This is a genomic window from Streptomyces sp. NPDC003327, assembly GCF_053589515.1.
Window position 1 is genome coordinate 325,492 of record NZ_JBSFSA010000002.1, and the last position, 25,756, is coordinate 351,247.

General features: G+C 71.1%; 23 protein-coding genes. 8 read left to right on the forward strand and 15 right to left on the reverse strand.

Translation table 11 applies throughout. From position 1 onward, the window contains the following. Nucleotides 1-62: 62 nt before the first annotated feature. From qcrB to ctaE, 4 genes are all read right to left on the reverse strand, one after another. Nucleotides 63-1,688, reverse strand: coding sequence for a cytochrome bc1 complex cytochrome b subunit (gene qcrB, locus ACWDVG_RS03070; RefSeq protein WP_451695582.1), 1,626 nt, complete (start codon nucleotides 1,686-1,688; stop codon nucleotides 63-65). Next, nucleotides 1,685-2,737 (reverse strand): cytochrome bc1 complex Rieske iron-sulfur subunit, encoded by a 1,053-nt coding sequence (gene qcrA, locus ACWDVG_RS03075; RefSeq protein ID WP_451695583.1) that lies wholly within the window; start codon nucleotides 2,735-2,737, stop codon nucleotides 1,685-1,687. Before qcrA ends, qcrB begins: the two co-directional genes overlap by 4 nt. Continuing rightward, the gene (gene qcrC / locus ACWDVG_RS03080; protein WP_451695585.1) at nucleotides 2,734-3,543 is read right to left on the reverse strand and encodes a cytochrome bc1 complex diheme cytochrome c subunit; all 810 of its coding nucleotides are present in this window, start codon (nucleotides 3,541-3,543) and stop codon (nucleotides 2,734-2,736) included. The genes qcrA and qcrC overlap by 4 nt, the downstream gene beginning before the upstream one ends. A 77-nt stretch (nucleotides 3,544-3,620) precedes the next feature. Beyond that, nucleotides 3,621-4,241, reverse strand: coding sequence for an aa3-type cytochrome oxidase subunit III (gene ctaE / locus ACWDVG_RS03085; RefSeq protein ID WP_125658266.1), 621 nt, complete (start codon nucleotides 4,239-4,241; stop codon nucleotides 3,621-3,623). Nucleotides 4,242-4,432: 191 nt separating this feature from the next. Here ctaE and ACWDVG_RS03090 point away from each other — a divergent pair, with 191 nt between their 5' ends. Beyond that, entirely contained in the window at nucleotides 4,433-4,834 is a 402-nt protein-coding gene (locus tag ACWDVG_RS03090; protein ID WP_451695587.1) for a hypothetical protein, read from the forward strand. Nucleotides 4,835-4,966: 132 nt separating this feature from the next. Here the strand turns inward: ACWDVG_RS03090 and ACWDVG_RS03095 are convergent, their stop codons facing one another. The 4 genes from ACWDVG_RS03095 to ctaC form a co-directional block, all read right to left on the reverse strand. Beyond that, nucleotides 4,967-6,223, reverse strand: a complete 1,257-nt coding sequence (locus ACWDVG_RS03095; RefSeq protein WP_451695589.1) for an Ig-like domain-containing protein — start codon at nucleotides 6,221-6,223, stop codon at nucleotides 4,967-4,969. A 118-nt stretch (nucleotides 6,224-6,341) separates the two neighbouring features. Then, a complete protein-coding gene (locus ACWDVG_RS03100) occupies nucleotides 6,342-6,740 on the reverse strand; it encodes a cytochrome c oxidase subunit 4 (RefSeq protein ID WP_451695591.1) in 399 nt (132 codons plus the stop codon). Beyond that, on the reverse strand, nucleotides 6,737-8,473 hold the full coding sequence (gene ctaD / locus ACWDVG_RS03105; RefSeq protein WP_451695593.1) for an aa3-type cytochrome oxidase subunit I: 1,737 nt from the start codon (nucleotides 8,471-8,473) through the stop codon (nucleotides 6,737-6,739). Before ctaD ends, ACWDVG_RS03100 begins: the two co-directional genes overlap by 4 nt. Beyond that, nucleotides 8,470-9,435, reverse strand: a complete 966-nt coding sequence (ctaC, locus tag ACWDVG_RS03110; protein WP_451695595.1) for an aa3-type cytochrome oxidase subunit II — start codon at nucleotides 9,433-9,435, stop codon at nucleotides 8,470-8,472. Before ctaC ends, ctaD begins: the two co-directional genes overlap by 4 nt. A gap of 433 nt (nucleotides 9,436-9,868) precedes the next feature. On the opposite strand from ctaC, the gene ACWDVG_RS03115 reads away from it, so the two are divergent. Continuing rightward, the gene (locus tag ACWDVG_RS03115; protein ID WP_451695597.1) at nucleotides 9,869-11,257 is read left to right on the forward strand and encodes an aminotransferase class V-fold PLP-dependent enzyme; all 1,389 of its coding nucleotides are present in this window, start codon (nucleotides 9,869-9,871) and stop codon (nucleotides 11,255-11,257) included. A gap of 77 nt (nucleotides 11,258-11,334) precedes the next feature. On the opposite strand, the gene ACWDVG_RS03120 is transcribed toward ACWDVG_RS03115, so the two are convergent. Beyond that, a complete protein-coding gene (locus tag ACWDVG_RS03120) occupies nucleotides 11,335-12,309 on the reverse strand; it encodes a carbohydrate kinase family protein (protein WP_451695599.1) in 975 nt (324 codons plus the stop codon). Between the two features lie 131 nt (nucleotides 12,310-12,440). Here ACWDVG_RS03120 and ACWDVG_RS03125 point away from each other — a divergent pair, with 131 nt between their 5' ends. Beyond that, on the forward strand, nucleotides 12,441-12,647 hold the full coding sequence (locus tag ACWDVG_RS03125) for a hypothetical protein (protein ID WP_451695601.1): 207 nt from the start codon (nucleotides 12,441-12,443) through the stop codon (nucleotides 12,645-12,647). A gap of 70 nt (nucleotides 12,648-12,717) precedes the next feature. Then, entirely contained in the window at nucleotides 12,718-14,181 is a 1,464-nt protein-coding gene (locus ACWDVG_RS03130) for a hypothetical protein (RefSeq protein WP_451695604.1), read from the forward strand. A gap of 104 nt (nucleotides 14,182-14,285) precedes the next feature. Here the strand turns inward: ACWDVG_RS03130 and ACWDVG_RS03135 are convergent, their stop codons facing one another. Then, a complete protein-coding gene (locus tag ACWDVG_RS03135) occupies nucleotides 14,286-14,642 on the reverse strand; it encodes an iron-sulfur cluster assembly accessory protein (protein WP_451695606.1) in 357 nt (118 codons plus the stop codon). A gap of 227 nt (nucleotides 14,643-14,869) precedes the next feature. On the opposite strand from ACWDVG_RS03135, the gene nadA reads away from it, so the two are divergent. Beyond that, nucleotides 14,870-16,066, forward strand: a complete 1,197-nt coding sequence (gene nadA, locus ACWDVG_RS03140) for a quinolinate synthase NadA (RefSeq protein WP_451695608.1) — start codon at nucleotides 14,870-14,872, stop codon at nucleotides 16,064-16,066. Nucleotides 16,067-16,155: 89 nt separating this feature from the next. Here nadA and ACWDVG_RS03145 read toward each other — a convergent pair whose 3' ends face one another. The 5 genes from ACWDVG_RS03145 to ACWDVG_RS03165 all read right to left on the reverse strand — a co-directional run bounded on the left by ACWDVG_RS03145 (nucleotide 16,156) and on the right by ACWDVG_RS03165 (nucleotide 22,771). After that, on the reverse strand, nucleotides 16,156-19,338 hold the full coding sequence (locus ACWDVG_RS03145; protein ID WP_451695610.1) for an efflux RND transporter permease subunit: 3,183 nt from the start codon (nucleotides 19,336-19,338) through the stop codon (nucleotides 16,156-16,158). A gap of 181 nt (nucleotides 19,339-19,519) precedes the next feature. Continuing rightward, nucleotides 19,520-20,209 (reverse strand): response regulator, encoded by a 690-nt coding sequence (locus ACWDVG_RS03150; protein ID WP_451695612.1) that lies wholly within the window; start codon nucleotides 20,207-20,209, stop codon nucleotides 19,520-19,522. Further along, nucleotides 20,206-21,480 (reverse strand): sensor histidine kinase, encoded by a 1,275-nt coding sequence (locus ACWDVG_RS03155; protein ID WP_451695646.1) that lies wholly within the window; start codon nucleotides 21,478-21,480, stop codon nucleotides 20,206-20,208. Before ACWDVG_RS03155 ends, ACWDVG_RS03150 begins: the two co-directional genes overlap by 4 nt. A gap of 169 nt (nucleotides 21,481-21,649) precedes the next feature. Further along, entirely contained in the window at nucleotides 21,650-21,928 is a 279-nt protein-coding gene (gene pspAA, locus ACWDVG_RS03160; protein WP_451695614.1) for a PspA-associated protein PspAA, read from the reverse strand. A gap of 45 nt (nucleotides 21,929-21,973) precedes the next feature. Next, nucleotides 21,974-22,771, reverse strand: a complete 798-nt coding sequence (locus ACWDVG_RS03165) for a PspA/IM30 family protein (protein ID WP_451695616.1) — start codon at nucleotides 22,769-22,771, stop codon at nucleotides 21,974-21,976. A gap of 270 nt (nucleotides 22,772-23,041) precedes the next feature. On the opposite strand from ACWDVG_RS03165, the gene ACWDVG_RS03170 reads away from it, so the two are divergent. From ACWDVG_RS03170 to ACWDVG_RS03180, 3 genes are all read left to right on the forward strand, one after another. Further along, a complete protein-coding gene (locus tag ACWDVG_RS03170; protein ID WP_451695618.1) occupies nucleotides 23,042-23,647 on the forward strand; it encodes a DUF3043 domain-containing protein in 606 nt (201 codons plus the stop codon). A gap of 38 nt (nucleotides 23,648-23,685) precedes the next feature. Beyond that, nucleotides 23,686-24,489: a class I SAM-dependent methyltransferase gene (locus tag ACWDVG_RS03175; protein WP_451695620.1), complete on the forward strand. Its 804-nt coding sequence runs from the start codon at nucleotides 23,686-23,688 to the stop codon at nucleotides 24,487-24,489. A gap of 167 nt (nucleotides 24,490-24,656) precedes the next feature. Then, nucleotides 24,657-25,718, forward strand: coding sequence for a S1C family serine protease (locus ACWDVG_RS03180; RefSeq protein WP_451695622.1), 1,062 nt, complete (start codon nucleotides 24,657-24,659; stop codon nucleotides 25,716-25,718). Nucleotides 25,719-25,756: the final 38 nt, after the last annotated feature.

Genomic DNA, 25,756 nt, shown 5'->3' on the forward strand with positions numbered 1-25,756 from the left:
CGTCCAGCGAATGGACGGGGCTCTCGCCGTGGCGACCTTGCAAGGTCAGGAGGGGAAGGCGATCAGTGGTGGCCGTGGCCGCTCTGGATCTCCTTGTACTCCTCGACCGTGGGCTTGGCGACCTGGTTGTCGGCGCCGTAGTAGCCCTTGTTGAGCTTGACCCGGAGCTTCTCCATCGCGCCGATCTTCCGCTTGACGCCGTTCTCGTCGACGGCCGGCGGCAGCTCGGCGGGCTCGTACTGCTCGTGCGCCGTGAGGCGGTGCAGCTCGCCCTGGCTGAGCGGCTCGTGGACCTCGACGAACTCACCGTGCGGCAGGCGCTTGATGATGCCCGACTCGCGGCCGTGCAGCACCTTGTCCTTGTCGCGGCGCTGGAGGCCGAGGCAGATCCGCTTGGTGACGATGAACGCGATGACCGGGCCGACGAAGAAGAAGATCCGGACGAACCAGGTGATCGAGTTGATCGACAGGTGGAAGTGGGTCGCCCAGAGGTCGTTTCCACCACCCACGAGCATGATCATGTACGCGGTGATCCAGGCGACACCGAAGGCGGTGCGCGTCGGAGCGTTGCGCGGGCGCTGCGCGATGTGGTGCTCGCGCTTGTCGCCGGTGATCCAGGACTCGATGAACGGGTAGACCGCGATCGCGCCGAGCACCGCCGGGAAGATCGCCAGCGGGATCATCACGCCCAGGACCAGGGTGTGGCCCCAGAGGTTGATCTCCCAGCCCGGCATGACACGGATCAGACCCTCGGCGAAGCCCATGTACCAGTCGGGCTGGGCGCCGGTGGACACCTGGTCCGGGCGGTACGGGCCGAGGGCCCAGATCGGGTTGATCGAGGCGATCGCCGCGATGATCGTGATGACGCCGAAGACCAGGAAGAAGAAGCCTCCGGCCTTCGCCATGTACACGGGCAGCAGCGGCATGCCGACGACGTTCTTGTTGGTGCGGCCGGGGCCCTCGAAGTGCGTGTGCTTGTGCACGAACACCAGGATCAGGTGGGCGACCACCAGGCCCAGCATGATGCCGGGGAGCAGCAGCACGTGCGCCGAGTAGAACCGGGCGACGAAGTCGCCGCCGGGGAACTCGCCGCCGAACAGGAACATCGAGAGGTACGTGCCGATGACCGGCACGGACAGGATCGCGCCCTGCATGAAGCGGACACCGGTGCCGGAGAGCAGGTCGTCCGGGAGCGAGTAACCGGTGAAACCGGTGAACATGCCCAGGAAGAACAGCAGGAAGCCGAACAGCCAGTTGATCTCACGCGGCTTGCGGAACGCGCCGGTGAAGAAGACGCGCATCATGTGCACGAACATGCCGGCGAGGAAGATCAGCGCCGCCCAGTGGTGGATCTGCCGGATGAGCAGACCACCGCGCACCTCGAAGGAGATGTGCATGGTCGAGTTGAACGCCTCGGACATCAGCTGTCCCTGGAGCGGGACGTACGGTCCGGCGTACTCCACCTCGTTCATCGACGGGTGGAAGAACATCGTCAGGTAGACGCCCGTCAGGATGATGATGAGGAAGCTGTAGAGGCAGACCTCGCCCAGCATGAAGGACCAGTGGTCCGGGAAGATCTTCCGCATGTTGGCCTTGGCCAGCGTGTAGATCCCCAGGCGTCCGTCGGCCCAGTCGGCGACCCGCTCACCGGCGGGCGCCTTCTTCTGCGTGTTGGTCACGGTGCTCATCCGCGCTCCCAGAATGCCGGGCCGACGGGCTCGTCGAAGTCGCCGAGCGCCTCCAGGAAGCCCTTCTCGTTCACGCCGATCCGCAGCTGCGGGAGGGCGTGACCGGCCGGGCCGAAGATGACGCGGGCGCCGTCGGAGAGGTCGAAGGTGGACTGGTGGCACGGGCAGAGCACGTGGTGCGTCTGCTGCTCGTACAGGGAGATCGGGCAGCCCACATGGGTGCAGATCTTCGAGAAGGCGACGATGCCCTCGTGCGACCACTCGAGCTCGCGCTTGTCCTTGATGTCCTCCGGCTGGATCCGGACGATCATCAGGGCGGCCTTGGCGATCTCGGTCTGGAAGTGGTGGTCGTGCTCCGAGAGGCCCTCGGGCATCGCGAAGGTCAGCGAACCGACCGCGACGTCCTCGGGACGCAGCGGCTCGTGCGTGTTCATGTTGATGAGCTGCTTGCCCTTGGCCCACAGGGTGGACCGGAGCTTCTTCTCGGGCAGCGGGCCCATGTCACGCAGGAGGACGATGCCGGAGAGCGGTACGAGCGCCAGCGCGCCGAACATCGTGTTGCGGATCAGCTTGCGGCGGCCGAAGCCGGACTCGGCGGCACCGGCCGCGAAGTCCGCCATGACCTGCGCCTTGACCTCGGGGGACGCCGCGATCGGGTGACGCTCGTCGGCGACCTCCACGTCGGACATCAGGGTGCGGGCCCAGTGGACCGCGCCCGCGCCGATGAAGAAGAGGGCGAGGCCGAGGGTCCAGCCGAGCGCGAAGTTGAGCGCGGACACCCGGCCGAACGGCCAGATGTACACGATCTGGTCGACCGGGAAGATCACGTACGACGCGATGAAGGCGACGGTGGCCAGCATCGACAGCGTGAACATGAAGGCGACCGCGCGCTCGGACCGCTTGGCGGCCCGCTCGTCGATGTCCTGGATACGCGGCTTGTGGGGCGGAAGGCCCGGGTCGGCGAACGGGTCGTCGGCGACCTTCACCGCGCCGTGCGCGGTGTCCTGCCCAGTCGGCAGGTTCTCTTCTGGAATCTCTTGGGTACTCATGACTTCTTGGCCTTAGCGGTGTGGGCCGCGACCCAGATGGCAACTGCGATCAGCGCACCCAGACCGAAGATCCAGGCGAACAGGCCCTCACTGACGGGGCCGAGGCCACCGAGCGAGAGACCGCCCGGGCTGTCGGCCTTCTCGCCGTTGACGGCCTGGACGTACGCGATGATGTCCTTCTTCTCCTGCTCCGGCATGGTGGTGTCCGGGAAGGAGGGCATGTTCTGCGGGCCGGTCTGCATGGCCTCGTAGAGGTGCTTCGGGCTCACGCCTTCGAGGCTGGGCGCGTACTTGCCGTGCGTCAGCGCGCCGCCCTCGCCGGTGAAGTTGTGGCACTGGGCACAGTTGGTGCGGAACAGCTCGCCACCCTTGGCGGCGTTGGCACCCGCGGGGTCGTACTGCTTCTCGGTCGGCGTGATGGGGCCGGCACCGAGGGAGGCCACGTACGCGGCGAGCTGGTCGATCTCGGCCTGCGAGTAGATGTTCTTCTTCTTCGGGACCTGGGCACCCGGCTGCTGGGCCGGCATGCGGCCCGTGCCGACCTGGAAGTCCACGGAGGCCGAGCCGACGCCGACCAGGGACGGGCCGTCAGAGGTGCCCTGACCGCCGGTTCCGTGGCAGCTGGCGCAGCCGACGGAGTAGAGCTTCTTGCCCTCCTCGATGGCGAGGGACTGGGCGGTCTCATCGGCCTTCGCCGTGCCCGCGGGTGCGAACGCGGCGTACAGCCCCCCAGTGGCCGCCAGCGCGAGAAGTAGGACGACGACCGCCGCCAGCGGATGGCGTCGTCGTGCGGAGAGCTTTTTCACGGATTACCCCGGTGTCAGGATCTTCTGCGTCGATGCTTGCTGGATGTGTCTCGGGTCCGCCGGTGCGGCGGGCCCGATTACTTGATCATGTAGATCGTGGCGAAGAGGCCGATCCAGACGACATCGACGAAGTGCCAGTAGTAGGACACGACGATGGCGGCGGTTGCCTGCTCGTGAGTGAACCTCTTGGCGGCGTACGTCCGGCCGAGGACCAGCAGGAAGGCGATGAGTCCGCCCGTCACGTGCAGGCCGTGGAAGCCGGTGGTCAGGTAGAACACGGAGCCGTAGGGGTCCGACGAGAGCGAGAGGCCCTCGTGCTTGACCAGCTCGGTGTACTCGAAGACCTGGCCGCCGATGAAGATCGCACCCATCACGAACGTGATGATGAACCACGTGCGGAGCTTCTTCACGTCGCCCCGCTCGGCGGCGAAGACGCCGAGCTGGCAGGTGAGTGAGGAGAGCACCAGGATCGTGGTGTTGGTCGCCGAGAACGGGAAGTTGAGGGCCGAGGCCTTTTCCGCCCAGAAGTCGGCACCCGTCACCGATCGCAGGGTGAAGTACATCGCGAAGAGGGCCGCGAAGAACATCAGCTCGGAACTCAGCCAGATGATGGTTCCGACGCTGGTGAGGTTCGGTCGATTGACCGACGGGTGCGCGTGCCCGGTTTCTACTGTCGTTACTGTCGCCACGACCGACATTATGTCGGTCGCTTATCCCGCCCTCACTCCGGGGGGTGCCGTTCGGAGTGTCAGGCCCCCCTGTCCAGCCCGAACGGCCCAGCGGCGGGGGCCACCGGCACCCTTCGAACAGGTGTTGAACGGGTGTTGACGGGCTGTGGAGCGGAGTAGCATCCGCCGCATCGGTGGACGCCCTTCCCTACGGAGGAACGATGCAGTCGAGTGCCACGGTCCTGGTCTACAGCGACGACGCGAACACCCGCGCGCAGGTCCGCCTCGCGGCGGGGCGCAGGCCCGCGGCGGACGTCCCTCCGGTGGAGTTCGTGGAGTGCGCCACGCTTCCGGCGGTCCTGAAGGCCCTGGACGAGGGCGGGATCGACGTGTGCGTGCTCGACGGCGAGGCCGTGCCGGCGGGCGGCATGGGCGTGTGCCGCCAGATCAAGGACGAGGTCTTCCGCTGCCCGCCGGTGCTGCTGCTCATGGGCCGCCCGCAGGACGCCTGGCTGGCCACCTGGAGCCGCGCGGACGCCGCCGTCACCCTTCCGGTGGATCCGGTCGAGTTCGCGGCCTCCCTGGCGGACCTCCTGCGCTCCCGCCTCTCGCTCGACGCCTGACCCGGGGCGAGTGAGCCGAAGGGAGCGGCCGGGGGAACAGGTCCGGACGCGCGGAGGCCCGCGAGGAACGAGCGGGTCGAGCACGTACGGGGCTGTGAGCCCGGCGCAAGCGACCGGAGGCGAACCGAGCCCCTAGAAGAGCGGCCTCAGGCGGGCCTTGGCGTCCTCGGTGGCCGTGGGGTTGCCCTTCTCGGCCACCAGGGCGCTGCCGGTGCGCCACTTGTCCCAGGAGAGGTTCCAGTCGCCGAAGCCGTTGCCGAAGGCGTCCATGGTGTTGCCGTGGCTGTTGACGGTCTTCACGATGTCGCCGGGGCGGACGGTCCGGTAGAACCAGGCGGCGTTGCTGGTGGACATGCCCACGCAGCCGTGGCTGACGTTGGCGACGCCCTGGGAGCCGACGGACCAGGGGGCGGCGTGGACGTACTCGCCGCTCCAGGTGACGCGGGTGGCGTAGTAGACGGGCAGGTCGTAGGACTCGGAGCTGCCTTCGGCGATGCCGATGCTGGTGCCGCGCATGCGGACGTAGTACTCCTTGCCGAGCACCACTTTGATCCCGTTTCGCGTGGAGAAGCCCGGTTTTCCGGTGGTCACCGGGATGGTGTTGATCACTTCTCCGTTGCGCCGCACGGTCATGTAGTGGGTCCCGGCGTCGGCCACGGCCTCAATCCGGTCGCCGATCTTCAGTTCGAGCGGCTTGGAGGGGCCGCCGTAGAGCTTGTCGTCGACCTTGACGCCGTTGAGGTTGCCGCTGACCGAGACGAGCGCGCCGGCGGGCCAGTAGTCCTTGGGGCGGAAGTGGAGCTTCTTGTCGTCCACCCAGTACCAGGAGCCCTCCACCGCCGGGGTGGAGCGGACCTTGAGGCCCCGTTCGACGACGGCGCGGGCCGCGCGGTCCTTGACCGGGACGCTGAGGTCGGCGGTGATCGGCTGCCCGACGCCGTACGTGCCCGCCTGCGGCCCGAACGTCACGGTGAGGCCCCCTTTGGCGGGTGCCGTGTCGAACGTGAACGTACGGGTGCCCGGAGCGCCCTCCTTGTCCTCCGTGGCGACCCGGACGGTGTAGCGGGCTCCGGCGGCCAGGGCGGCCGTGGAGCGCCAGCGACGGCCGTCGGCGGTGAGTTCGCCGGCCAGGTGGCGCCCGGCGGCGTCGGTGACGGTGACGTCGGTGATCCGGCCGTTCTCGCCCTTGGCGGTGATCTCCAGGGGCTTCTGGGGGTCCGCCTTGGCGCTGCCCGAAGGGCCGTTGAACGCGATCTGCTCCGCCGCGTCGAAGGGCCTCGCCGACAGGGGATGGCGGTCGGGGCCGCCGCAGGCGGTCACGCCGGCGGTGACGGCGAGGACCAGAAAGGTGCAGCTCAGAACAGTCCGAATGCGCGGCGTGTCGTTCATGACTTCACGCTAAGGACATTCCCCGGAGCCAGCGCGCCGAGTGCTGCAAACGAGGGGCCCGGACACCTCGCTGTCGAAGTGTCCGGGCCCCTCGGGGTGTTGCGGGGTACTGCCGGTGCTACTGGTTCTGGTTCTCACCGCGGTAGAACTCGAACACCCAGCCGAAGAGACCGACCAGGATCAGCGGCGCCGAGAAGTACAGCAGCCACCAGCCCATCGCGACGGCGAGGAAGGCGAGCGAGCCGCCGATGGCCAGCGAGAGCGGCTGCCAGCTGTGCGGGGCGAAGAAGCCCACCTCACCGGCTTCGTCCGCGACGTCGGCCTCCTTGTCGTCCTGCGCCATGGCATCGACACGCTTGGCCGTGAAGGCCAGGTAGTAGCCGATCATGATGGCGAGGCCGAAGGCCAGGAAGAGCGCCGTCGTACCGACCGGCTCCTTGGACCAGACGCCGTACAGGATCGCCATGGCAAGGATGAAGACGCTCAGCCAGATGAACATCTTGCCCTGGATCTTCACTTGCCGGCCTCCTTGCCGCCGGTGAGGGCCTCCACCTCGTGAGGCTTGTTCTCGAGCTGGTCGAGAGCCGCGATCTCAGGGTGGTGCAGGTCGAACGCCGGGGATTCGGAGCGGATCCGCGGCAAGGTGAGGAAGTTGTGCCGCGGCGGCGGGCAGGAGGTCGCCCACTCGAGCGAGCGGCCGTAGCCCCACGGGTCGTCGACCTCGACCTTCTTGCCGTACTTGGCGGTCTTCCAGACGTTGTAGAAGAACGGCAGGATCGACATGCCCAGCAGGAACGAGGAGATCGTCGAGATCGTGTTCAGCGCGGTGAAGCCGTCGGCGTCCAGGTAGTCCGCGTAACGACGCGGCATGCCCTCGGCGCCCAGCCAGTGCTGCACCAGGAACGTGCCGTGGAAGCCGATGAACAGCGTCCAGAACGTGATCTTGCCGAGCCGCTCGTCCAGCATCTTGCCGGTGAACTTCGGCCACCAGAAGTGGAAGCCGGCGAACATCGCGAAGACCACGGTGCCGAAGACGACGTAGTGGAAGTGCGCCACGACGAAGTACGAGTCGGAGACGTGGAAGTCCATCGGCGGCGAGGCCAGGATGACACCGGTCAGACCACCGAAGGTGAAGGTGACCAGGAAGCCGATCGTCCAGAGCATCGGCGTCTCGAAGGACAACGACCCCTTCCACATCGTTCCGATCCAGTTGAAGAACTTCACGCCGGTCGGTACGGCGATGAGGAACGTCATGAAGGAGAAGAACGGAAGGAGCACGCCACCGGTGACGTACATGTGGTGGGCCCACACGGTCACGGAGAGACCGGCGATCGCGATGGTCGCGGCCACCAGACCGATGTAGCCGAACATCGGCTTGCGGCTGAAGACCGGGATCACTTCGGAGACGATGCCGAAGAACGGCAGGGCGATGATGTACACCTCTGGGTGTCCGAAGAACCAGAAGAGGTGCTGCCACAGCAGGGCGCCGCCGTTGGCCGCGTCGAAGACGTGGGCGCCGAACTTGCGGTCCGCCTCCAGGGCGAACAGCGCGGCCGCGAGGACCGGGAACGCGAGCAGGACCAGGACACCGGTCAGGAGCACGTTCCAGGTGAAGATCGGCATGCGGAACATCGTCATGCCGGGTGCGCGCATGCAGATGATCGTGGTGATGAAGTTGACCGAGCCGAGGATCGTGCCGAAGCCGGAGAAGGCCAGACCCATGATCCACATGTCGGCGCCGACGCCCGGCGAGCGGACGGCGTCCGACAGCGGGGAGTAGGCGAACCAGCCGAAGTCGGCCGCACCCTGCGGGGTGAGGAAGCCGGCCACCGCGATGATCGAGCCGAAGAGGTACAGCCAGTACGCGAACATGTTCAGCCGCGGGAACGCCACGTCGGGCGCGCCGATCTGCAGCGGCATGATCCAGTTCGCGAATCCGGCGAACAGCGGCGTCGCGAACATCAGCAGCATGATCGTGCCGTGCATCGTGAACGCCTGGTTGAACTGCTCGTTCGACATGATCTGCGTACCCGGACGGGCCAGCTCGGCGCGCATGAAGAGCGCCATGAGTCCGCCGATGCAGAAGAAGACGAACGACGTGACCAGGTAGAGCGTGCCGATCGTCTTGTGGTCGGTGGTGGTCAGCCACTTCACCACGACATTGCCGGGCTGCTTGCGCCGTACGGGCAGCTCGTTCTCGTACGAGTCCTCAGCTGCGGCGGCACCCTGGGTTTCGTTGGGGATGCTCACAGTTGGTTCTTCTCCGCATTCCTGGCCGGGTCCGTCTGCTCGATGCCGGACGGGATGTAGCCGGTCTGCCCCTTCGCCGCAAGCTCCTTCAGGTGCGCCTGGTAGCGCTCCGGGGAGACCACCTTGACGTTGAAGAGCATCCGGGAGTGGTCGACACCGCACAGCTCGGCGCACTTGCCGAGGAAGGTGCCCTCCTGGGTCGCCGTGACCTCGAAGGCGTTGGTGTGACCCGGGATGACGTCCTGCTTCATCAGGAAGGGGACCACCCAGAAGGAGTGGATGACGTCACGGGAGGTCAGGACGAACCGGACCTTCTCGCCCTTGGGCAGCCACAGGGTCGGGCCCGGGTTGCCGGTCTGCGGGTTCCGGTCGCCCGGAATGCCCGCGTCGTAGACACCGCCCGCGTTCTCCGGGAAGTCGTTGATGAACTTGTCCGGAATCGCGGCGAGGTTCTTGTCCGTCTTGGCGTCGCCCTGCACACCGGGCACGTTCTCGACGTAGTTGAAGCCCCAGCTCCACTGGTAGCCGACCACGTTGATGGTGTGGGCCGGCTTGGCGGTGAGCTCGAGGAGCTTGGACTCGTCGCGCGCGGTGAAGTAGAAGAGCACCGAGACGATGATGAGCGGAGTGACCGTGTACAGCGCCTCGATGGGCATGTTGTACCGGGTCTGCGGAGGTACCTCGACCTTGGTGCGGCTGCGCCGGTGGAAGATGACGGACCAGAGGATCAGGCCCCACACCAGGATGCCCGTCACGAGGGCAGCAGCCCACGAGCCCTGCCAGAGGGAGAGGATCCGAGGCGCCTCTTCCGTGACCGGGGTGGGCATGCCAAGGCGAGGGAAGTCTTCCCAGTTGTACGAGCAGCCGGTGGCTGTCGCCAGGATCAGGCCCGCAGTCAGCACCTGCGGCAGCTTCCGCCGCATCGGGCGCCGCGACGAGCGGTCGGAGCCGTTGGGACTCACGTAGCGCCTTCCCGAGAGTCTCGGCCCGCGTACGTCGGCTGCCACGGCCGTCCGTCTCGCTGGTCGGTCGCCGCCCCGGCCGCGGGCAGGGGTTTGGATGTTTATGCGGACCAAACCCTACTGGACGCTATTTGGGGTCGCGCGGGGAGGGTGCCCAACGCGCCGACCGAGCCCCCGAAGGGGTGGACTCGGGGGTTCCGCGCGGGCCCGCCCCGCCTCGGCCCGCCCCCTTCGCACCCTGCCCCGGCGGGCTCCTGACGAGGGCTCACGGCGGTCCGCCGGGGGTGGAGCGGAGAGCCCGGCGGGGCCCGGACGGGAGCCGCGGCAGAGGCGGCGGGGGCCGGGCGGGGGCCGTGGCGGAGGCGGCGGTGGGCCCCCGGGGGCCGGGCGGGGCGGCTCCCGCCGGGCGGCGGGCAGGACCTACCGTGGGCGGATGCCGTACTTCGACGCCGCGTCCGCCGCTCCCCTGCACCCCGTCGCCCGCCAGGCCCTGCTGGCCGCCCTCGACGAGGGCTGGGCCGACCCCGCCCGGCTGTACCGGGAGGGCCGGCGGGCCCGGCTGCTGCTCGACGCGGCGCGGGAGGCCGTCGCGGAGGCGGTGGGCTGTCGCCCGGACGAGCTCGTGTTCACTCCTTCGGGGACGCGCGCGGTCCACGCCGGGGTCGCGGGGGCGCTCGCGGGGCGGCGGCGGGTCGGTGACCGGCTCGTCGTCTCGGCCGTCGAGCACTCCTCCGTCCTGCACGCGGGCGAGGCGCACGCCGCGGCCGGCGGCACGGTGGCCGAGGTGCCGGTGGACCGGTCCGGCGCCGTCGACCCGGACGTGTTCGCGGCGGCCCTGACGGAGGGGACCGCGCTGGCCTGCCTCCAGTCCGCCAACCACGAGGTCGGGACCGAGCAGCCCGTCGCAGAGGTCGCCGGGGCGTGCCGGGCGGCGGGCGTGCCGCTCCTCGTCGACGCGGCCCAGTCGCTGGGCTGGGGCCCGGTCCCGGAGGGCTGGTCGCTGCTCGCGGCGAGCGCGCACAAGTGGGGCGGTCCGGCGGGCGTGGGGCTCCTCGCCGTACGGAAGGGCGTGCGGTTCGCCCCGCAGGGGCCGGGCGACGAGCGGGAGTCGGGGCGGGCCCCCGGGTTCGAGAACCTGCCGGCGATCGTGGCTGCCGCGGCCTCGCTCCGCGCCGTACGGGCCGAGGCGGCGGCGGAGGCGGCGCGGCTGCGGGCGCTGGTGGACCGGATCAGGGCGCGCGTGCCGGAACTGGTCGCGGACGTGGAGGTGGTGGGCGATCCGGTCCGGCGGCTGCCCCACGTCGTCACGTTCTCCTGTCTGTACGTCGACGGGGAGGCGCTCCTGCACGAGCTGGACCGGGAGGGTTTCTCCGTTTCGTCCGGTTCGTCGTGTACGAGTTCGACGCTGACGCCCAGCCATGTGCTGCGGGCCATGGGCGTCCTGAGCGAGGGCAACGTCCGGGTGTCGCTGCCCGTCGGCACCCCGGAGGAGGACGTGGACCGTTTCCTCGCGCTGCTGCCCGGGGTCGTCGCGGGCGTACGGGAGCGGCTCGGCGCGCCGGCGTCCGGGGCCGCGGCTCCGGCCGGCGACCCGGGGGCGCTGGTCGTGGACGCGCTGGGGAAGCGGTGCCCGATCCCGGTGATCGAACTGGCGAAGGTGTTCGGGGGGGTACCGGTGGGCGGCACGGTGACGGTGCTGTCGGACGACGAGGCGGCGCGGCTCGACGTGCCGGCGTGGTGCGAGATGCGGGGCCAGGAGTACGTGGGCGAGGCCCCGTCCGCCCGGGGCGGCACGGCCTACACCGTCCGCCGCCTCTCCTGACCCGGTGGAACCGGCCCGGGCCCCCGGGCCCCCGTCGGAGGGCGCGCGGGGGGCCCGGGCGGGTCCCTCGGAGGGGGTCAGGCCAGGTAGGGCCGGAGGGAGGCGGCGGCCTCGGGGCCGTACGCCTTGGTGAAGCGCTCCATGAAGTTGGCGCGGCGCAGGGTGTACTCCTGCGTGCCGAGGGTCTCGATCACCAGCGTGGCGAGCATGCAGCCGACCTGCGCGGCCCGCTCCAGGCCGACGCCCCAGGAGAGGCCGGTGAGGAAGCCCGCGCGGAACGCGTCGCCGACGCCGGTCGGGTCGACCTTGGCCTGCTCCTCCGGGCAGCCGACCTCGATCGGGGTGTCGCCGACGCGCTCGATGCGGACGCCGCGGGAGCCGAGGGTGGTGACGCGGTGGCCGACGCGGGAGAGGATCTCCTCGTCGGTCCAGCCGGTCTTCGACTCGATGAGGCCCTTCTCGTACTCGTTCGAGAAGAGGTAGGTGGCGCCGTCGAGCAGCGTGCGGATCTCGTCGCCGTCCATGCGGGCGATCTGCTGCGAGAAGTCGGCGGCGAAGGGGATCCCGCGGGTCTTGCACTCCTCGGTGTGGCGGAGCATCGCCTCGGGGTCGTCCGCGCCGATGAGGACGAGGTCGAGCCCGCCGACGCGGTCGGCGACGGCCTTCAGCTCGATGAGCCGGGCCTCGCTCATGGCGCCGGTGTAGAAGGAGCCGATCTGGTTGTGGTCCCGGTCCGTGGTGCAGACGAAGCGGGCCGTGTGGAGCACCTCGGAGATGCGGACCGAGGCGGTGTCGACGCCGTGCCGGTCGAGCCAGGCGCGGTACTCGTCGAAGTCGTAGCCGGCCGCGCCGACGAGGATCGGGCTGCCGCCGAGCTGGCCCATGCCGAAGCAGATGTTCGGGCCGACGCCGCCCCGGCGGACGTCGAGGTTGTCGACGAGGAAGGAGAGGGACACCGTGTGGAGCTGGTCGGCCACGAGCTGGTCGGCGAACCGGCCGGGGAAGGTCATGAGGTGGTCGGTGGCGATGGAGCCGGTGACTGCGATACGCACGGCGGGGGTGCTCCTGCGGGGTGTGGGTAAGGACAGTTCACGCTACCCGCTGGGAAGCGCGCTGCCGAACAGTGGAAACTACCCCAGAGTAGGTCTTTTCCCCGGAGCGGTGCGGTGCATACGGTGCGGCCATGACGACGTATCCCGCTCCCGGCGAGCGACACGAGTCCGAGTTCAGCCTCGCCCAGCTGCGCGGCGACAGCGCGCGGATGGTCCCGCACTGGGTGGCTCCCGTCGCCCCCGCGCCCGCTCCGGTCTCCCCCGCCTCGATCCACGGCGTGGTCGTGCCCGCGGCCTCGGCGCGGCTGATTGCGGCGACGGCCGAGTACGGCGGCTGAGGGACGTACGGAACCGTCCGCGGGCCCGCTCCGTCCCACCGGTGTCCGATCGACACGAGGGAGCGTTGCGGTGAGCGGTACGGAGAACGGGCGGAAGCGGCGGCACCTGCTCACCGCCTCGGTGGCGGCGGGAGTGCTGCTGGCCGGTGGCGGTGGGGTGTACGTGGCGGCCACGGCGGCCGGTGACGACACGGGTGCCGGTGCCGGTGAGGGCGTCGGTGCCCCGGCGCGGGACGTGGGCGGGCCACCGCCGCTGCGCCTGGAGAGCGGGCCGACGGGGCCGGGCATCGCTCCCGGCGAACCGGACCCGGGCGGCGGCCCGAGCGGCACCGTCTACACAGCCAAGGGCCCACTCCCCCAAGGGCCCTCCTCGGCCGCGGTCCACCGGCCCGAGGGCCTGGTCACCTCGGCGGAGGTGACCAGGCTGGCCGAGGCGCTCGGGATGGAGGGCCGTCCCGCGCTGGTCGGCGACGTGTGGACGATCCGTCCGGAGAAGGACGGGCAGGGCCCGCGCCTGGACGTGGCGAAGGCGGCGCCGGGGAACTGGACGTACTCCTGGTACGACGGCGGGCCGGTCGGCGACACCTGCCTCAAGGGCAAGGCGTGCCCGCCGCCGGGCGAGGCGAAGCCCCCGGTCGCCGGCGGTACGCCGCTGAGCGAGGCGGCGGCGAAGGCGGCGGCCGCGCCGGTCCTGAAGGCGCTCGGGCAGGACGACGCGAAGCTGACGGCGGCGCAGGTCATGAACGGCTCGGTGCGGGTGGTCAACGCCGATCCGGTGGTGGGCGGGCTGCCCACGTACGGCTGGTCGACGGGGCTGCACATCGGCGCGGACGGGCGGCCGGTGGCCGGGAGCGGGATGCTCAAGGAGCCGGCGAAGGGCGACGCGTATCCGGTGATCGGGGCGGAGAAGGCGCTCGCCGCGCTGAACGAGGCCTCGAAGGGCACCGGACCGATCGGCATCGGCGGGTGTGCGACGGACCCGCCGGCCGGGGTCGACGGGGGCGGCCCGGACGTGCCGGCGCCGGACGTGCCCTGCCGGACGACCGTGGACGCGGCGCCGCCCGCGGAGGTGCCGGTGACCGGCGCGGTGCTGGGCCTGGCGGCCCGGGACGTGGCGGGCGAGCGGCTGCTCGTGCCGACCTGGCTGTTCACGGCGGACCCGGTGGACGCGGCGCCGCACACGGTGACGCAGACGGCGGTGGCCCCGGAGTTCCTGACGCCTCCCGCGGCGCCCTCGCCCGAGCCGACGCCCGAGACGGGTACGGCTCCGGTGCGGCAGGTGGAGTCGTACCGCGTGGAGGGGGACGGCCGGAAGCTGGCGGTCACCTTCTGGGGCGGGGTGTGCAGCACGTACACGGCGACGGCGGAGGAGAGCGCGCGGCAGGTGACCGTGCGGATCGACGAGAAGTCCGACCCGGGCCGGGCGTGCGTCGCGATGGCCAAGGAGATCACGCTGACGGTGACCCTGCGGGGCCCGCTGGGTGACCGGCCCGTGGTGGACGGGGCGAGCGGCCAGGCCGTGCCCCGGCGCTGACGCGGGCATGCGTGAGGGCGGTGGCCCCGGGGATTCCCGGGGCCACCGCCCTCGCGCGTACGCCTGCGGACGGCCCGGCCGCAGGGGCCGGGCCGGTCACGGGCCTAGCTGAACGAGTCGCCGCAGGCGCAGGAGCCCGTGGCGTTCGGGTTGTCGATCGTGAAGCCCTGCTTCTCGATCGTGTCGACGAAGTCGATCGACGCGCCGCCCAGGTACGGGGCACTCATGCGGTCGGTGACGACCTTGACGCCGCCGAAGTCCTTGACGACGTCGCCGTCGAGCGAGCGCTCGTCGAAGAACAGCTGGTAGCGGAGGCCGGAGCAGCCGCCGGGCTGAACGGCGACGCGCAGGGCCAGGTCGTCACGGCCTTCCTGCTCGAGCAGGGCCTTGACCTTGGCCGCAGCGGCGTCGGACAGGAGGATGCCGTCGCTGACAGTGGTCTTCTCGTCCGATACGGACATCTGCTTCTCTCCCGGTGTGTACGGAGACTGCTTGCCGACGGTTGCAACCGGCGGTGTCCCGGATTCATTCCGGGCGAGCGGAGGTGTTGCTCCCTTCATGCTCGCACACCCGGCCTCCGGACGCGGAAGGCGAATTCGTCACATCGACACTATGGACATCGTCATTCTGACGTGAAGCGGTTATGATAGATAGCGTCATTTAGACGAAAAGGTTCCCCGAAGAAAGGGTGCGTGACGTGACCACGGCCCACCCCCGTCCCGAGCTCGACGTCCAGCCGACCCCGCTCGCCCTCCTGCTGCTCGGCCGCGAGGCCGACCCCAAGAGCGAGCGCGGCGTGGAGTGCCCGGGCGATCTGCCGTCGCCCTCCGACCCGGACCTTGTGGAGCGCGCCCGCGCTGCCAAGGAGAAGCTCGGGGACAAGGTCTTCGTGCTCGGTCACCACTACCAGCGCGACGAGGTCATCCAGTTCGCCGACGTCACCGGCGACTCCTTCAAGCTCGCGCGTGACGCCGCCGCCAAGCCGGAGGCGGAGTACATCGTCTTCTGCGGTGTGCACTTCATGGCGGAGTCCGCCGACATCCTCACCGGTGACGACCAGAAGGTCGTCCTGCCCGACCTGGCCGCCGGCTGCTCGATGGCCGACATGGCCACCGCGGAGCAGGTCGCCGAGTGCTGGGACGTCCTGACCGAGGCGGGCGTCGCCGAGCAGGTCGTGCCCGTCTCGTACATGAACTCCTCGGCCGACATCAAGGCCTTCACCGGCAAGCACGGGGGCACGATCTGCACCTCGTCCAACGCCGAGCGCGCCCTGAACTGGGCCTTCGAGCAGGGCGAGAAGGTGCTCTTCCTGCCCGACCAGCACCTGGGCCGCAACACCGCCGTCCGCGACATGGGCATGTCCCTCGACGACTGCGTGGTCTACAACCCGCACAAGCCGAACGGCGGGCTCACCGTCGAGCAGCTGCGGGCCGCCAAGATGATCCTGTGGCGGGGTCACTGCTCGGTCCACGGCCGCTTCTCGCTGGAGTCGGTCGAGGACGTCCGGGCGCGCATCCCCGGCGTGAACGTCCTCGTCCACCCGGAGTGCAAGCACGAGGTCGTCGCCGCCGCGGACTACGTGGGCTCGACCGAGTACATCATCAACACCCTGGAGGCGGCCCCGGCCGGCTCGAAGTGGGCCATCGGCACCGAGCTGAACCTGGTCCGCCGCCTGGCGAACCGTTACGCCGACCAGGGCAAGGAGATCGTCTTCCTCGACAAGACGGTCTGCTTCTGCTCGACCATGAACCGGATCGACCTGCCGCACCTGGTGTGGACCCTGGAGTCGCTGGCGGAGGGCAACCTCGTCAACCGGATCGAGGTCGACAAGGAGACCGAGAGCTTCGCCAAGCTCGCCCTGGAGCGGATGCTGGCGCTGCCGTAACGGTTCTCCGGACGGTACGTACGACGGAAGGGGCGCCCCGCGACAATCGCGGGGCGCCCCTTCCGTCCGTTGGTCGGCCCGTCCGTCCGTCAGTCCAGGAGGTTCAGCAGACCGGCGTCCAGCGGCGACACGTCGGGCTGCTCGGGGTTGTCCGTCCCGTCGCCCTTCTTCTTGCCGGACTTCTTGCCCGTCCGCTTCGCGCCCGCCTTCGCCGCCTTCTTCTTCGCCCGGCGCTCCTTGCGGAGCTCCACCATCGCGTACAGCGTCGGCACGAGCAGCAGGGTCAGCAGCGTCGAGCTGATCAGTCCGCCGATCACCACGACGGCGAGCGGCTGGGCGATGAAGCCGCCCTCGCCGGTGATGCCGAGGGCCATCGGCAGCAGCGCGAAGATCGTCGCGAGGGCGGTCATCAGGATCGGGCGCAGCCGGTGCCGGCCGCCCTCGATCACGGCCTCGACGACCCCGAGGCCCTGGGCCCGGTACTGGTTGATCAGGTCGATCAGGACGATCGCGTTGGTCACCACGATGCCGATCAGCATCAGCATGCCGATCATCGCCGGGACGCCCATCGCCGTGTCGGTCAGGACGAGCAGACCGATGGCGCCGGTCGCCGCGAACGGGATGGAGACCAGCAGGATCAGCGGCTGGACCAGCGACCTGAAGGTCGCCACCAGCAGCATGAAGACGATCGCGATCGCGGCCAGCATCGCGAGCCCCAGCTTGAGGAACGCGTCCGCCTGGTCCTCGCTGACGCCGCCGATGGTGGCGGTGGCGCCCTCGGGCAGGTCGAGCTTCTTCAGCTCCGCCTGGAGGGCGGTGGAGACGGCGCCGGTGTTGTCGCCGGTCGGCTTGGCGGTGATCGTCGCCGCGCGGGCGCCGTCGATCCGGGTCATGGAGACGGGGCCGGGGACCAGCTCGACGGTGGCGACGTCGCCCAGCTTCACCGGGCCCAGCGGCAGGGCGCGCAGGGCGGCCAGGGTGGTGGCCGGCTTCGCCGACGTGACGAGGACGTTCCGCTCGCTGTCGTCGAGGATCGCCTTGGCCGCCGGGGTGCCCTGGACGGCCTGGGCGACGACCATGCCGAGCGAGGTGTTGTCGAAGCCGAGGTCGGCCGCCCGGGCGTTCGCCCGCACGGAGATCCGCGGCACGGACTGGGCCAGGTCGCTCTGCACGTCGGTGACGTCCTCCAGGCCCGCGACGGCCGTGCGGACCTGCTCCGAGGCGGCCTTCAGGGTCGCCGGGTCGGCGGCCTTCACGACGACGCTCAGGTCCTGGTTGCCGAAGCCGTCACCGGCCGCGATGGTGGTGTCGCCGATGCCGTCGAGCCGGCCGAGGGCCGCGTCGATGGCGTCCCGGGTCTCCTCGTACGAGGCGGAGTCCTCCAGGCTCACCTGGTAGGTGGCCTGGTTGGAGCCGGTCCCGCCGCCGAAGGCCGCCATGAAGCCGGAGGAGCCGACGGTGACCTGGTAGTCCCGCACGCCCTCGGTCGCGGCGAGGACCTTCTCGACCTTCTTCGCGGCCTCGTCGGAGGCGGCGAGGCTGGTGCCGGGCGCCAGCTCCTGGCGGATGCTCAGCACCTCCTGCTCGCCGGGGTCGAAGAAGTTGGTCTTGAGCAGGCCGCCCATGCCGAAGGTGACGACGAGGACGACGAGCGCGATGGCGAGGCTGGTGAGCCTGCGCCGGGTCGCGAACCGGAGCACCGGCACGTACGACCGCTGGAGGCGGCTCTTCGCCTCCTTCTCCTCGGCCGCCCTGCGGGCCTCCTCCGGGTCCTCCGAGGTGCCCTTGGGGGCGCGCAGGAACCAGTACGACAGGACGGGCACGACCGTCAGGGAGACGAGCAGCGAGGCGAGCAGGGCCGCCGTCACCGTCAGCGAGAAGGAGCCGAACAGCTCGCCGACCATGCCGCCGACGAGGCCGATCGGCAGGAAGACGGCGACGGTGGTGAGGGTCGAGGAGGTGACGGCGCCCGCCACCTCGCGGACCGCGGTGAGGATGGCGGACCGCCGCTCCTCGCCGTAGCCGAGGTGCCGCTTGATGTTCTCCAGGACCACGATCGAGTCGTCGACGACCCGGCCGATGGCGATGGTGAGCGCGCCCAGCGTCAGCATGTTGAGCGAGAGGTCGCGGCTCCACAGCACCAGCAGGGCGAGCACGACCGACAGCGGGATGGAGACGGCGGTCACCAGCGTCGAGCGGATCGAGGTGAGGAAGACCAGGATCACCAGGACGGCCATGACGAGGCCGAGGGCGCCCTCGGTGGTCAGTCCGGAGATGGACTTGGCGACGGCCGGGCCCTGATCGGAGACGACGGTCAGCTCGGCGCCCGCGCCGAGGTCCTGCCGCAGGTCGGGCAGCAGCTCCGTGACGGCGTCGGAGATGGCGACGGCGCTGCCGTCCTTGTCCATCGTGGCCATGACGGCGAGGCTCGGCCGGCCGTTCGTCCGGGTCAGGGAGACGGCACGGGCCTCCTCCTGCGTGACGGTGGCGACGTCGCCGAGGCGCACCGCCCGGCCCTTGCCGGGCACGGCCGGCGGGATGCGGAGGTCCTGGATCTGCTGGAGCGAGGTGTAGCCGCCGCCGACCTGGACGGTGCGGCTCTTGCCGTCCTCGGAGAAGGCGCCGGCGGGCATGGTGCCGCCGCCGGAGCGCAGCGCCTCGGCGAGCTTCACGGTGGTGAGCCCGGCCGCGGCGAGCTTCCGCTCGTCGGGGGTGACGGAGACCTGGAGGTCACGGACGCCGTCGATCGTGACCTGGCCGACGCCCTCGATGTCCTCCAGGGCGGGCACGACGGTCCGCTCCAGCTGGTCGGCGAGCGCCTGCGGGTCCCGGTCGGAGGAGGCGGCGAGCACGACGGTCGGGATGTCGTCGGTGGACCCGGCGACGACCTGCGGGTCGACGCCGTCGGGCAGCACGGCGCGGGCCCGGTTGACGGCCTGCTGGACGTCGGCCACGAGCTGCTTCGTCGACTCGTCGCCGAAGTCGAAGGAGGCCATGACCAGGGCGTTGCCCTCGGAGGCCGTGGAGGTCACCGAGGTGAGGCCGTCGACGGCCTTGAGGCTGTTCTCCAGGGGCTCGACGACCTGCTTCTCGACCACGTCGGGAGAGGCGCCCTGGTAGGGGGCGAGGACCGAGACCATGGGGAGCTCGATCGAGGGCAGCAGCTGCTGCTTCAGCTGCGGTATCGCGATCGCCCCGAACACGATCGCGACGATGGACATCAGCCCGATCAGGGCCCGTTGCGCGAGGCTGAATCTGGACAGCCAGGACATGGGGTCTCGTTTCTGTGGCGTACTCGTCGACAGGCGGGCCTCCCGACCCGGCCGCACGCGCCGGACACGAGCCAGTGCCCCCCGGTCATACGATCTGTCACCCGGCACCGGAAGTCCTCGGCCCCCGGGTCCACTTCCTTATGCCGCGCATACCGCGTCTGGAGTACGCGGGGGCTCCCCCTCACTCCACCCGGGGACGGACCAGGCCCGACTCGTAGGCCGTCACCACCAGCTGCGCCCGGTCGCGGGCGCCGAGCTTGGCCATCGTCCGGTTGACGTGCGTCTTCACGGTCAGCGGACTGACGTCGAGGCGCTCGGCGATCTCGTCGTTCGACAGGCCACCCGCCACCAGGACCAGGACCTCCCGCTCGCGGGCGGTGAGCGCGCCGAGGCGTGCCGCGTACCCGGCGCCGGCGCCGGCCGCCGGATCGACGCCGGGGACCTGCGCGAGGAAGGAGGCGATCAGGCCCTTGGTGGCGGCCGGGGAGAGCAGGGCCTCGCCCGCGTGCGCGATCCGGATGGCGTCGAGAAGCTCGCCGGGTTCGGCGCCCTTGCCGAGGAAGCCGGAGGCCCCGGCGCGCAGCGACTGCACGACGTACTCGTCGACCTCGAAGGTGGTGAGCATGACGATCCGCACGGCGGAGAGGTCCGGGTCGGCGGTGATGGAGCGGGTGGCGGCGAGGCCGTCGGTGCCGGGCATCCGGATGTCCATCAGGACGACGTCGGGCCGCTCGGCGCGGGCGAGGTCGACGGCCTGGGCGCCGTCGGCCGCCTCGCCGACGACCTCCATGTCGGGCTCCGAGTCCACCAGGACCCGGAAGGCGCTGCGGAGCAGGGCCTGGTCGTCGGCGAGCAGTACCCGGATGGTCATCTGTCCTCCCCCGTGCGGGACGTCAGGGGCAGTATCGCCTGGACGCGGAAGCCGCCGCCGTAGCGGGGTGCGGCGGTGAGGGTGCCGCCGAGGGCGCCGACGCGCTCGCGCATGCCGAGCAGGCCGTGGCCGCCGGAGGGGTCGGGCCGCTGGTCGTCGGAGGGGTCGGGCCGCGGGTCGTCGGCGGGGGGCGTGCCGTTGTCGAGGACGGTGATCTCGACCGTACGGCCGACGCGGACGACGCTGACCTCCGCCTCGGCCCGCGGTCCGGCGTGCTTGCGCACGTTGGTGAGGGCCTCCTGGACGATCCGGTACGCGGCGAGGTCGACGGTCGCGGGCAGGGTCAGGCCCTCGTCGGCGCGGACCAGGGCGACCGGGAGGCCGGCCTTGCGGAAGCTGTCGAGGAGCCCGTCGAGGACGGCGAGGCCGGGGGCCGGTTCGGTGGGCGCCTCGGGGTCGCCGGACTGGCGCAGCAGGCCGACGGTGGCGCGCAGCTCGTCGAGGGCGGAGCGGCTGGCCTCGCGGACGTGGGCGAGGGCCTCCTTGGCCTGGTCGGGGCGCTTGTCCATGACGTGCACCGCGACGCCCGCCTGGACGTTGACGAGGGCGATGTGGTGGGCGACGACGTCGTGGAGGTCGCGGGCGATCCGGAGCCGCTCCTCGGCGACCCGGCGCCGCGCCTCCTCCTCGCGGGTCCGCTCGGCGCGCTCGGCCCGTTCCCTGATGGCGTCGACGAAGGCGCGGCGGCTGCGGACGGCGTCCCCGGCGGCAGCGGCCATGCCGGTCCAGGCGAAGACGCCGAGGTTCTCCTGGGCGTACCAGGGGGTGGGCCCGAAGACCATGGCGGCGGCGGTGAGGACGGCCATGGTGGCGAGGCCGACGCGCCAGGTGGTGGGGCGGTCGGTGCGGGCGGCGACCGTGCAGAGGGCGACGACGACGCTCATGGCGACGGTGGCGGGCGTGATCTCCCGCAGGAGTTCCAGGAGGCTGACGGCGACGGTGAAGCCGAGCACCGCGAAGGGGTGGCGGCGGCGCAGGACGAGGGCCGCGGCCCCGGCGGTCATCACCAGGACGCTGAGCGCGTCGGGGGCCCGGTCGCCGAAGGTGGGCCGCCCGTCGGGGCCGCCGTGCGGGTCGGTGAACGATCCGGCGACCATGCAGACGAGCACGCCGAGGGCCAGGATCGCGTCGAAGGCGAGGGGGTGGGCCCGCAGCCGGTCGCGGAGCCGGGTGTACGGCGTCGCCGGTGCGCCGGCGGGGGAACCGGTCACGGCGGCGGGGGCGTCGGCCGGGGCTCCGGTCGGGGTGCTGGGGAGGCCGGTGGGGGTCACCCGTGGAACGGTACGGGACGGGGCGGGGCCGGTCCCGTCCCGGGAACGGCGGTGTCCCGCCACCCCGGGGGGCGGCGGGACACCGGTCGCGCACGTCGGCCGCGTACCGTCAGCCGGGGATCAGTCCGTCGTCGGAGAGCATCTCCCTGACCTCCTCCAGGCTGGCGTCCGGAGCCGGGAGGATCAGCTCCGAGGGCGCGAGGGCGTCGTCCGGGAGCGGTTCGCCGAGCCGGCGGACGGCGTCCAGGAGCGCGCCCAGGGTGCGGCGGAAGCCCTCGGTGTCCTCCGACCGCATCTCCGCGAGCAGTTCGTCGTCGAGCCGGTTCAGCTCGCCGAAGTGACTGTCGGCCAGTGTCCACTGGCCCTCCCCCATGATCCGTACGATCATGACGCGCCCTTCGCTGGTCCGCCGGCCGGCCCGTCCGCCGGTCGCCTACTGCTTGTCGAAGCGGGGGTGGGACTGCTGCCGGCCGCTCTCCTGGGCGCCGGCGGCGCCGCCCTCGATGGCCTGCTGCTGGGCGGAGGAGCCGCCCGCCAGCTCGGCCTTCATCCGCTGGAGCTCCAGCTCCACGTCCGTACCGCCGGAGAGGCGGTCCAGCTCGGCCTGGATGTCGTCCTTGGCGAGCCCCGACTGGTCGTCGAGGGCACCGGAGGCGAGCAGCTCGTCGATCGCGCCCGCGCGCGCCTGGAGCTGCGCCGTCTTGTCCTCGGCCCGCTGGATCGCGAGACCGACGTCGCTCATCTCCTCCGAGATGCCGGAGAAGGACTCGGCGATCCTGGTCTGCGCCTGCGCGGCCGTGTAGGTCGCCTTGATGGTCTCCTTCTTCGTGCGGAAGGCGTCGACCTTGGCCTGGAGGCGCTGAGCGGCGAGCGTCAGCTTCTCCTCCTCGCCCTGCAGCGTCTGGTGCTGCACCTCGAGGTCGCTGACCTGCTGCTGGAGCGCGGCCCGCCGGGACAGCGCCTCGCGCGCCAGGTCCTCGCGGCCGAGCGCCAGCGCCTTGCGGCCCTGGTCCTCCAGCTTGGCGGACTGGCCCTGCAGCTGGTTCAGCTGGAGTTCGAGCCGCTTGCGGGAGGTGGCGACGTCGGCGACGCCGCGCCGCACCTTCTGGAGCAGCTCCAGCTGCTTCTGGTAGGAGTAGTCGAGCGTCTCGCGCGGGTCCTCGGCCCGGTCAAGGGCCTTGTTCGCCTTCGCGCGGAAGATCATCCCCATACGCTTCATGACACCGCTCATGGGCTTCGCGCGCCCCCTTCTGACGGACTCGGCACCAGCTCTTCGACAGGATCCACAGTACGGGCCCTGTCTCCATTACCGCACTGTTCGGGGGCGGATGCGCTCCTCCCCAAGGACGACTGCGCGGCGGCTCCCTCAGGCCCAGGGAGTAGATGGATCCCGGGGAAACCTCGCACGTCCTCCGTACGTACCGCGGTAGACGCAGGCCGTTAGCGGATCGTTCCCGCCCGGACTGGGGTCCATGCGTCGCACCCCGTACCCTTGGGTTTTGTGTTCCGTAGCCGTTCGAAGGACGAGAAGGCCCCCACCGAGAAGGTGACGGCGGACCTCTCCACCAAGCAGCCCCGCGACCCCGAGGCCCCCAAGGGCCGCCCGACCCCGAAGCGGAGTGAGGCCCAGTCACAGCGCCGCCGCGCGTCGTCCGCGCCGCTCGACCGCAAGGAGGCCGCCAAGCGTCAGCGCGAGGCGCGCCGCTCGGACCTGGCCCGTCAGCGCGAGGCGCTGGCGAGCGGTGACGAGCGCTATCTGCCGGCCCGTGACAAGGGTCCAGTGCGCCGATTCGTGCGCGACTTCGTCGACTCGCGCTTCGCGATCGCCGAGTTCTTCCTGCCGATGGCCGTGGTGATCCTCGTGCTGTCGCTGTTCGGGAACACGAACCGGCAGCTCCAGAACATCTCGCTGCTGCTCTGGCTCGGCGTCATCGTCATGATCGTGATCGACTCGATCGGCATCTGGATCCGGCTGCGCAAGCAGCTGAACGCGCGCTTCCCGGACGAGCCGAAGCGGGGTGCCATCGCCTACGGTCTGATGCGTACGCTCCAGATGCGCCGACTGCGGCTTCCGAAGCCGCAGGTCAAGCGCGGGGAGCGGCCCTGAGCACCGACCTCTCGGGCCCCGGGGGCCTTGCCCTCGGCATGGACGCCTCCGCTTCGGGCGGCCCCAGGCTGCCCGTCGTCGCCCACTGGCCCGCCGGGCACGGCGGGCTGCGGGACACCATCCGGCAGGAGATCGTCGCCCGCCAGCTGGACGAGCAGATAGCCGCCCGCTACCCCGTGGGGCAGCGGCTGCGGATCCTCGACGCGGGCATGGGGCAGGGCACCCAGGCCCTGCGGCTCGCCCGCGCCGGGCACACGGTGACCGGCCTGGAAGCCGACCCCGAGCTGCTGAAGGCGGCCCGCGAGTCGCTGGGCACCGAGCCCGCCGGCATCCGGGAACGGGTCCGGATGATCGAGGGCGACGGCCGCGAGACCGGGGTGCACTTCCTGCCCGGCAGCTTCGACGTCGTCCTCTGTCACGGCGTCCTCATGTACGCGGACGAGCCGGACGCGCTGCTCGCGGGCCTCGCCCGCATGCTGGCGCCCGGCGGCCTGCTCTCCCTGGTCGTACGGAACGCGGACGCCCTGGCCATGCGGCCGGGGCTGGCCGGGGACTGGACGGGTGCGCTCGCCGGCTTCGACTCCGACGTCTGCGCCGACGACAACGGCGTGAAGGTGCGGGCCGACCGGCTCGACGCCCTGACGGCGACGCTCGCCGGGATCGCCGCGCCCCTGCACGCCTGGTACGGCGTGCGGGTCTTCACCGACGGCGTCCCGGCCGACGCGGGCCTGCCCGCCGCCGAGGAACTGGAACGCCTGCTCGCCGCCGAGGACCGGGCGGGACGGACGGAGCCCTACCGGCGGGTGGCGGCGCTGCTGCACCTGTGCGGGGTACGGGGCTGACGCGGGCGGGTCGCGCGGGCGCGGGCGTGAGCCGACGCGGGCGGCGGGTCCGCCACGGGGCCGCGGGCGGCGATCGCGGGCGGCCAGGGCTCCCCGGGGGCGTCCGGTACGCCTGATCGGGTGCGCTCGCCGGGCCCGGCCCGGAGGCCGAACCCGATACTCCGGACATGGACGTATCCCGTGCCCGACGCCTCCTCCTCCCCCTCACCGCGGGCGTGTGCGCCGCCGCGCTCGCCGGCGGCTGCACCTCCTCCGGCGACGAGCGGCCGCCCCGGCGTTCCACGCAGGCGGCTCCGCCCCGCGCCGCCAACGCGCTGGAGGACGACTACCGGGCCGTCATCAAGGACGTCCTCCCGTCCGTCGTCCAGATCGACGCGTCGAACAGCCTCGGTTCCGGCGTCGTCTACGACGACAAGGGGCACGTCGTCACGAACGCGCACGTCGTCGGGGACGAGAAGGCCTTCCGGGTCACGGCTGCCACCGGCGGCAGGCCGGTGGGCGCCCGGCTCGTCGCCTCCTACCCCGAGCAGGACCTCGCGGTCATCCGCCTCGAAACCGTGCCGCAGGGCCTGAAGGCGGCCCGCTTCGGCGACTCCTCCGCCGTCGACGTGGGGCAGATCGTGCTGGCGATGGGCTCGCCGCTCGGGCTGTCCGGCAGCGTCACCCAGGGCATCGTGTCGGCGACCGGCCGCACCGTGAGCGAGGGCCGGTCGGGCGGCGGCACGGGCGCGACCATCGGCGACATGGTGCAGACCTCCGCCGCGATCAACCCCGGCAACAGCGGGGGCGCGCTCGTCAACCTGGACAGCGAGGTCATCGGCATTCCGACGCTCGCGGCGACGGACCCGGCGATGGGCGGCGGCGCGGCGCCCGGGATCGGGTTCGCGATCCCCGCCTCCATGGTGCGCACGATCGCCGACCAGATCATCAAGGACGGCAGGGTGACCGACTCGGGCCGGGCGGCCCTCGACATCACCGGCCGCACGCTCCTGAACGACGACTACGAGCCGGCGGGCGTCGCTGTCGTCGAGGCCCCGGCGAACGGCGCGGCCGGCCGCGCGGGCCTGCGTCCCGGCGACGTGATCACCCGCCTCGGCGACGACGACATCACGACGATCACCTCGCTCTCGGAGGCCCTCGCGGGCCACAAGCCGGGCGACCGGGTGACCGTGACGTACGTCCGCGGCTCGACGGCCTCGAAGACGGAGGTCACGCTCGGCGAGAGGTGACCGGCGCCGTGCCCGCCCGACCCCGTGGGGCGGGCGGG